The following is a 6,241-nucleotide window of genomic DNA, read 5'->3' on the forward strand; positions in this document are numbered from 1 at the left end:
GCTGGTGCAGTCGCCTTCCGCGTCGGCGAAGGCGATTCCGGACCGCGCGGGAAGAACGCGCGCAGTCCGCAGGGACGGCATCGGGGCGGGTCCCCGGCTCGGGACTCATGAGCGCGACCGGTCGCACTCCCGCAGGTTGTCTTCGGCGGTGTGTTCTGGCTCCGCTGGAACGACTTCGACCGGCCCCCCCGATCTGGTGACGTTTCGCCGGTGTCCTGGGACGGAGGCGATCAGGGGCTCAGATCGCTTCCAGCGCTGTGCGCTCGGCGTGGCGGAGCCAGTCGAGGTACCACTGTGCGAAGGTCACCGGCTTGCCGTCGGGGCCAAGGAGCGGTGCGAGGCCGACGTCGTCCACCCGGCAGTCCGACCAGACCGTGCCACGGTGGCTGCCGCTGATGACCAACCACTCCCGCTGGGCGCACCCCAGGTGGCAGATCACGATCGCCCCGACCGTGCGCTCAGGGGCGAACATGACGGCGTTCCACCGCTCGTCCCATGCCTCGATGGCGTCGTCGAACTCCTCGATCTCGTCGAATTCCTCTTCCTCGGGGCGTTGCGCAAGGAGCGCATCGACGACCTCGGGGTCAGGACCCTGCTCGGGAAAGGACTCGGCAAGCCGGGACAGGTCCGCCATGTCCGCGCCGTCGCCCTCCCACCGCCAACGGCCCCGCACTCGCCTCACCGGGAACAAGCCGTGGGCGGGACCGGCGCCACCCGCGCCGACATGAAGGAGGAACGTCCGGAATTCCTCCGGCAGCCGCACCTTCATCTGCGCTTCGAGCTCTGCGAGTTCGACGTGGCTGAGCGGCTGCTCCAGAACCCACCCGTGCCCCGAGGCCCCGAACACGTCGTCGCTCGCGGGGGACGCCCCCAAGGCCTCGACCCGTTGACGGATGTCCGCCCACTGCTGATCAGTCATGAGCAAAAGGTAGGTGTCGTCACTGACATCGACGTCGACAGGGCTTCCTGGAAGCCAGGTGGGGCCTGTTCGAACCGTTCCGCCCCGGGCCGGACGGAGCTGTCACAGCGGAGCGCCGCTCCCCGGCCCGCCGGGCCGGGGAGCAACTGTCAGCGGTGGCCGCGCAGCTTGCCGAGGAGGCGCTGCGCCTGGGCGCGCCTGCGGGGGTCGGCGGCGGCCCGGCGGATGGACTCCGCCGTCCTACGGCCCTGAGGGCTGCGGGCGAATCGCTTGATGCGGTTCAGCAGTGCGGTCATGGGGTTCTCCTCCGATCGAAAGGGCGGGACGTTCCGGCAGGCACCGCCTGTCGGAAGAACGCAAGGCAGTGGTCGACGGGCCTCGTCCGGTGCGGCTGCTCGGCGTCCCGGCCGTGGTCGGGGCCGGGTTCGCGGGACGGGCCCTCCTCGGCCTCGAGCCCGTACCCGGTCAGGTCCAGACGGGCCGCACGGGGCACGGTCTCCCTGTGGGGCCGGACGCCGTGCGCCACGTTTGCTCCCTTACCGCCGAGGGCGAGTGCCGCCGGACTTCGTTCTCTGTCACTCCGTGTTGCCCCTTGACGCCGTCCCACACCTTCCGAGTGCCGGGTCGAGAAGCTCTTCCGGGTGATGGAGGCCTCCTGACCGGCCTTCTGACGAGCCGCCAGGAGACCGCCAGGAGGTCGCCAGGAAATCGTCAGGGGATCGGATGGGGATCGTCCGCGCGCGGTACGAGTGGTGCCGGCGCGATCGTCCGGGCACCCTCCGCCGACCCCGGCCGGGGAGCAGCCGTACCCTGGGGCGCCGGCCGGACCGCCGCCTCCCCGGCGGGGGCGCTGCCCAGGGAACCGGTCACCGTGAGACCGAGGGTGACCAGGGTCGCCGCCACGGCCCGCGCGCCGACGGGGCGCCCTGAACGGCCGACACCGGGGGAGCGGGCGGACGTACGCGCGCCGACCGGTCCGGTGGCTCCTCCGGAGACGGGGCGAGCCGTCCGTCCGCCCCGGGAGGCACATCCGGGGGCAGCCGGAGAGGTGCGTCCGGCCCTTGCCAGGCCGGCGAGGACGCGGGCACAGACGGCCGCGTCGGGCCGGGCCCCGGGGGCCCGGGCGGTCATGGCCGTCAGCAGGGCGGCGAGCTCCGCCGGAAGATCCGGCGGAAGCACCGGAGGGCGGTCCAGGTGCGCCAGCGCCGCCTCCAGCGGCGCTCCCCCGTACTCCGCCTCGCCCTTCAGTGCTTCGAGGAGCACCAGACCGAGGCTGTAGACATCCGCTTCGGGCCCCGTGTTCCGGCACAGGGCCTGCTCGGGCGCCATGTAGGAGGCGGTTCCTATGAGCGTGCCGTCGCCCTCGGGCGCGCAGTCCTCGGACTCGTCGATGAGGCGGGAGATGCCGAAGTCCGACAGGTGCGGGGCGTCCGTCCGGTCCAGGAGGATGTTCGACGGTTTGACGTCGCGGTGGACGACCCCACGGGCGTGCACATGGGCGAGAGCCGAGGCCAGGACCGTCCCCATCCGGCAGGTCTCGGCCTGCGTGAGGACCGTGCGGGCCATGCGCCGCTGCAGGGTCGTCCCCCGGACGAGCTGCATCACCAGATAGGGCCGGCCTTCGTCGTCGCCCGTGTCGTAGATCGTCACGAGGCCGGGATGCTGCATGCGCGCCAGGAGCCGGGCCTCCTCGCCGCACCGTGCCTCGGTCCGGCGGGCGTCCTCGGGGCGGAACACCTTCACCGCCACCGGGCGCCGCAGCCGCAGATCCAGCGCTTCGTACACGTCGGCCGAGCCGCCACGGCCCAGGAGACGGTCGAGCCGATAGCGGCCGGCGACGGCGTGGGCCGTCAGCATGAGATCGGGACGGAAGGGCCTCGCACGAACCTGCATCGATGCTCCCCGGGGGTGTGGTCGGCCTCTGCCGGCAGGCCGATCTGCGGGTGTGTCGCCCGCTGGTGCGTGCGCGGGCTCGTGGCTGACGCGTGCCCCGTCGGTCCATGAACACCCCCGGGAGGGAGGGAAAGGGACGGGAACGCCCGTCTTGCGCGGGGCGGCAGGGGCAGGCTCCGCCCGCGCCCGGGGGAGCGGCATGATCCCTGAAGACCCGGGTACGCGGACGCTGTCCAACCCGTATGGGAGGGAGCAACCATGGGTCTGGGACTTTTCATCATCATGATCGCCGTCGGCGCCATTCTCACCTTCGCCTCCGACTGGGAGGTCGAAGCGGTCGACCTCGATCTGGTCGGTCTGATCCTGATGGCGGTCGGCTTTCTCGGAACCGCCGTCTACACGAGCGTTCTTCGCCGCCGCCGGATGGTGGTCCCGCCCGTGGCGCCCACGGTCACCGACGACCGGCGTGACCTGCTCTGAGGCGGCACACGCGTTCGGTGCCGCGACGTACACGACGTACACGACGCACAGCGACAGAGGAGTGACAGCGATGACCGACCATCTCTGGTCCTACAGCACGGAGTCCGGCCACCTGGCGGGCACTGACCTCACCGGATGGCGGGTCGAGGCGTCCGACGGGCACATCGGCAAGGTGGACAAGCACTCCGACGAGGTGGACGACGCCTATCTGGTCGTGGACACGGGTGTCTGGATCTTCGGCAAGGAAGTGCTGATCCCGGCGAGTGCGGTGACCCGCGTCGACCTGGAGGAGCAGACGGTCCACCTCGCCCTTTCCAAGGAACAGGTCAAGGACGCCCCCGAGTTCGTCTCCGACAAGCACCTCGCCGACCGGCAGTACCGCGAGGAGATCAGCCAGTACTACCGTACCGGCGGACCCTTCTCGGGCGGCATGGGCGGCATGGGCGTCATCTGACAAGCCGTGGTCCGGGTTTCCCGCCAGGGCCGTGTCCCTGCCGGTGAGGCGTACCCGGGCGGGGGGCCCGGCGCTCTCCCGTGACACGGGACCCGTTCGATGTCTCCGAAAAGGTATGAGATCTCCCGGACGGGTTACGCGAATCATGGCGATCCGTCCCCGATGGGGAGGAAGCCTCGTCCACGAGATCTGAGAGATCTACGAGATCCACGAGAAGGGTGTTGACATGTCGAAGGTGGAGGAGTCCGTCGAGGTCGAGGTTCCGGTACGCGCCGCGTACGACCAGTGGACCCAGTTCGAGACGTTTCCGCGCTTCATGGACGGCGTGGAGCGGATCGAGCAGCGCACGGACACGCTCACCCACTGGGTCACGGAGATCGGCGGCGTGCGGCGTGAGTTCGACGCCGTCGTCACCGAGCAGATCCCCGACGAACGCGTCGCCTGGACGACCGTCGAGGGCGAGGCGCGACAGGCCGGCGTCGTCACGTTCCACCGTCTCGACGAGTCCCGGACGAAGGTCATGCTCCAGATGGACTTCGCCCCCGAGGGGCTGACGGAGCAGGTCGGCGACAAGCTCGGGTTCGTCAAGCGCAAGGTGACCGGCGACCTCAAGCGGTTCAAGTCGTTCATCGAAGAGCGGGGCGGCCAGGAGACGGGCGCCTGGCGCGGATCGGTCTGAGGACCCGACCCACGGCCGCGGACCCGCGTCCGCGGCACCGGAAGGGCTCAGTGGCACGGCGGCGTGGGCCGGACGGAAACCCGTCCGGCCCACGCCGCCGTGCGTCGCGACGCATCGTCGGAAGGCGCGGCGGCCGGCGGACCGGCCGGCCATCAGACAGAACGCATGCGCAAAAGCGGCCCCTGTGACGTCGAAGGGGAGCATGCATTCCTGTCACCGGGGCACACGGGTGCTGGGCGATCGGACACGCTCACTCCGCACGATCCGCGGTTCCCTTGCCGAGGTCGTCGGCACTCGTGTGCGGGCCGCACACACGCCGCCCCTCCCCGGCAGGACAGGCCGATCGGCCGCCGTACGCCGGAGCCGGGTTCCCGACGCGCCGCGGGGTCCCGCCCGAGAACCGCTTTCCGTGCCGGGCGCTCATGGCCGGGGAGGCGGTGACCGGGAAGCGCGGGCCCGCTCCTGCCCCACACTCCTGAGGAGGATCTTCATGGACGGACGAAACGGCGATGCCACGCCGAAGTACGAGCAGGACGAGCAGGGTGAGGTGCGGCGCGGAGGGAACGCCGGGGAGCGGGGCACCGGTGCGGACGGGCGGGGCGAGACCGAGGAGGAGCGCGCGGACCGGCGCTGGCAGGAGCTCCTCCAGGAGATACGGGTCGCCCAGACCGGCGTACAGATCCTTCTCGGCTTCCTCCTCACCGTGGTGTTCACTCCGCTCTTCCACGAGCTGGAGCAGACCGACAAGACGATCTACCTCGTCACCGTCGTCCTCGGCTCGCTGGCCACGGGTGCACTGATCGGCCCTGTCTCCGTCCACCGCATCGTGTCCGGACGGAGGGTCAAGCCCCAGGCCGTCGTCTGGGCCTCCCGGCTCACCTTCACCGGCATCCTGCTCCTTCTCGCGACGCTGACGGCCGCGCTGTTCCTCATCCTGAGGGTGGCGACGCACGACCCGTACGTGCCCTGGCTGGTCTCCGGCGTCCTCGTCTGGTACCTGGTCTGCTGGTTCGCCCTGCCCCTGTGGGTCCGTACGCATCACACGAGCGGAAACTGATCCCGCGCTCGCACGAGCCGAGGCCGGCCTCTCGCGCACAGGCGCGGATGCCGGCCACCGGCCGTCACCGGGAACCTCTCCGCACACCGCCGCGGACAGGCGCGATGCTCCACCACGCCATCGCCACCCCGACACCGAGCACCAGGACCAGTACGACCGGCACGGCGGAATCCTTCCGAGTCCAGGACCACGTTCGAGGTCCGACTGACCGCGGACACGACGCCGAAACGCGTTTCCCCGCCACGAATCCGAAGGGATGAGGTGCGGGAAGGGGCGGGCGCGGCGGCGGTTCCCCTCCGGGTCTGGGCGTCCAGTGTTGGAGCGGTCTCCCGCTGACCGGTTCCGCGCGTCCGCAGGGACGAGGCGGCGGTGGCAGATGAGGGCCCCGGAAGCTCCCGCGAAGGCGAGGAAGCGCTCGGCCTTGCGCTCGTATCGCCGACGCAGCCGGTCGTAGCCGTAGCCCTTGTCGCCCCCTTGTCGCCGTGCAGTTCGGCAGGGCGACGCCGACGCGGTCCACGGCGCGGGCGACGAACACGATCGCGGCCAGTACCTCGCGGCTCCGGCCCGCCGACGTCCCCCGCCCTGCGGCCGATGCACCACCGTCGGCGGTCAAGGAACCGGCCGAGCCGAGGAGCCTCGTGGAGGAACGGGTCACCGAGGCGCGGCCGGCCCCTCCAACGGCTGCGACTCCTCCTCGCTCGACGCCGAGCCGAGCGGCGTGGACGAGGCCGGGGGCGCGTCTCCGGCCCACCGCATCGG

The 6,241-nt window shown here is 71.1% G+C and carries 7 protein-coding genes and 1 pseudogene; 4 read left to right on the top strand and 4 right to left on the bottom strand.

Features of this window, described 5'->3' with window-relative positions; translation table 11 throughout:
• Positions 1–238: 238 nt before the first annotated feature.
• From K7G60_RS32490 to K7G60_RS32500, 3 genes are all read right to left on the bottom strand, one after another.
• Positions 239–919, bottom strand: coding sequence for an SMI1/KNR4 family protein (locus K7G60_RS32490; RefSeq protein ID WP_225804552.1), 681 nt, complete (start codon positions 917–919; stop codon positions 239–241).
• A gap of 149 nt (positions 920–1,068) precedes the next feature.
• Positions 1,069–1,215, bottom strand: a complete 147-nt coding sequence (locus tag K7G60_RS32495; RefSeq protein ID WP_225804553.1) for a hypothetical protein — start codon at positions 1,213–1,215, stop codon at positions 1,069–1,071.
• A gap of 415 nt (positions 1,216–1,630) precedes the next feature.
• A complete protein-coding gene (locus K7G60_RS32500) occupies positions 1,631–2,812 on the bottom strand; it encodes a serine/threonine-protein kinase (protein ID WP_225804554.1) in 1,182 nt (393 codons plus the stop codon).
• 258 nt (positions 2,813–3,070) lie between these two features.
• Between K7G60_RS32500 and K7G60_RS32505 the strand changes: the two genes are divergently transcribed.
• The 4 genes from K7G60_RS32505 (at position 3,071) to K7G60_RS32520 (ending at position 5,482) form a co-directional block, all read left to right on the top strand.
• On the top strand, positions 3,071–3,292 hold the full coding sequence (locus K7G60_RS32505; protein ID WP_225804555.1) for a DUF6458 family protein: 222 nt from the start codon (positions 3,071–3,073) through the stop codon (positions 3,290–3,292).
• Positions 3,293–3,362: 70 nt separating this feature from the next.
• Positions 3,363–3,746, top strand: a complete 384-nt coding sequence (locus tag K7G60_RS32510) for a PRC-barrel domain containing protein (protein WP_225804556.1) — start codon at positions 3,363–3,365, stop codon at positions 3,744–3,746.
• A 226-nt stretch (positions 3,747–3,972) separates the two neighbouring features.
• Positions 3,973–4,425: an SRPBCC family protein gene (locus K7G60_RS32515; RefSeq protein ID WP_225804557.1), complete on the top strand. Its 453-nt coding sequence runs from the start codon at positions 3,973–3,975 to the stop codon at positions 4,423–4,425.
• Between the two features lie 490 nt (positions 4,426–4,915).
• Positions 4,916–5,482 (top strand): DUF6328 family protein, encoded by a 567-nt coding sequence (locus K7G60_RS32520; RefSeq protein WP_225804558.1) that lies wholly within the window; start codon positions 4,916–4,918, stop codon positions 5,480–5,482.
• A 523-nt stretch (positions 5,483–6,005) separates the two neighbouring features.
• Here the strand turns inward: K7G60_RS32520 and K7G60_RS39560 are convergent.
• A pseudogene (locus K7G60_RS39560) lies at positions 6,006–6,091 on the bottom strand (IS5/IS1182 family transposase); the annotation flags it as partial.
• Positions 6,092–6,241 lie beyond the last annotated feature (150 nt).

It is taken from the genome of Streptomyces sp. NK15101 (assembly GCF_020400725.1).
In the GTDB taxonomy this organism is placed as follows: Bacteria; Actinomycetota; Actinomycetes; order Streptomycetales; family Streptomycetaceae; genus Streptomyces.

What these genes read in the sequence shown, in the direction of transcription:
- K7G60_RS32505 (WP_225804555.1), top strand. Translation starts at nt 3,071, where the DNA reads ATGGGTCTGGGACTTTTCATCATCATGATCGCCGTCGGCGCCATTCTC.
- K7G60_RS32490 (WP_225804552.1), bottom strand. Translation starts at nt 919, where the DNA reads ATGACTGATCAGCAGTGGGCGGACATCCGTCAACGGGTCGAGGCCTTG.
- K7G60_RS32495 (WP_225804553.1), bottom strand. Translation starts at nt 1,215, where the DNA reads ATGACCGCACTGCTGAACCGCATCAAGCGATTCGCCCGCAGCCCTCAG.
- K7G60_RS32515 (WP_225804557.1), top strand. Translation starts at nt 3,973, where the DNA reads ATGTCGAAGGTGGAGGAGTCCGTCGAGGTCGAGGTTCCGGTACGCGCC.
- K7G60_RS32500 (WP_225804554.1), bottom strand. Translation starts at nt 2,812, where the DNA reads ATGCAGGTTCGTGCGAGGCCCTTCCGTCCCGATCTCATGCTGACGGCC.
- K7G60_RS32510 (WP_225804556.1), top strand. Translation starts at nt 3,363, where the DNA reads ATGACCGACCATCTCTGGTCCTACAGCACGGAGTCCGGCCACCTGGCG.
- K7G60_RS32520 (WP_225804558.1), top strand. Translation starts at nt 4,916, where the DNA reads ATGGACGGACGAAACGGCGATGCCACGCCGAAGTACGAGCAGGACGAG.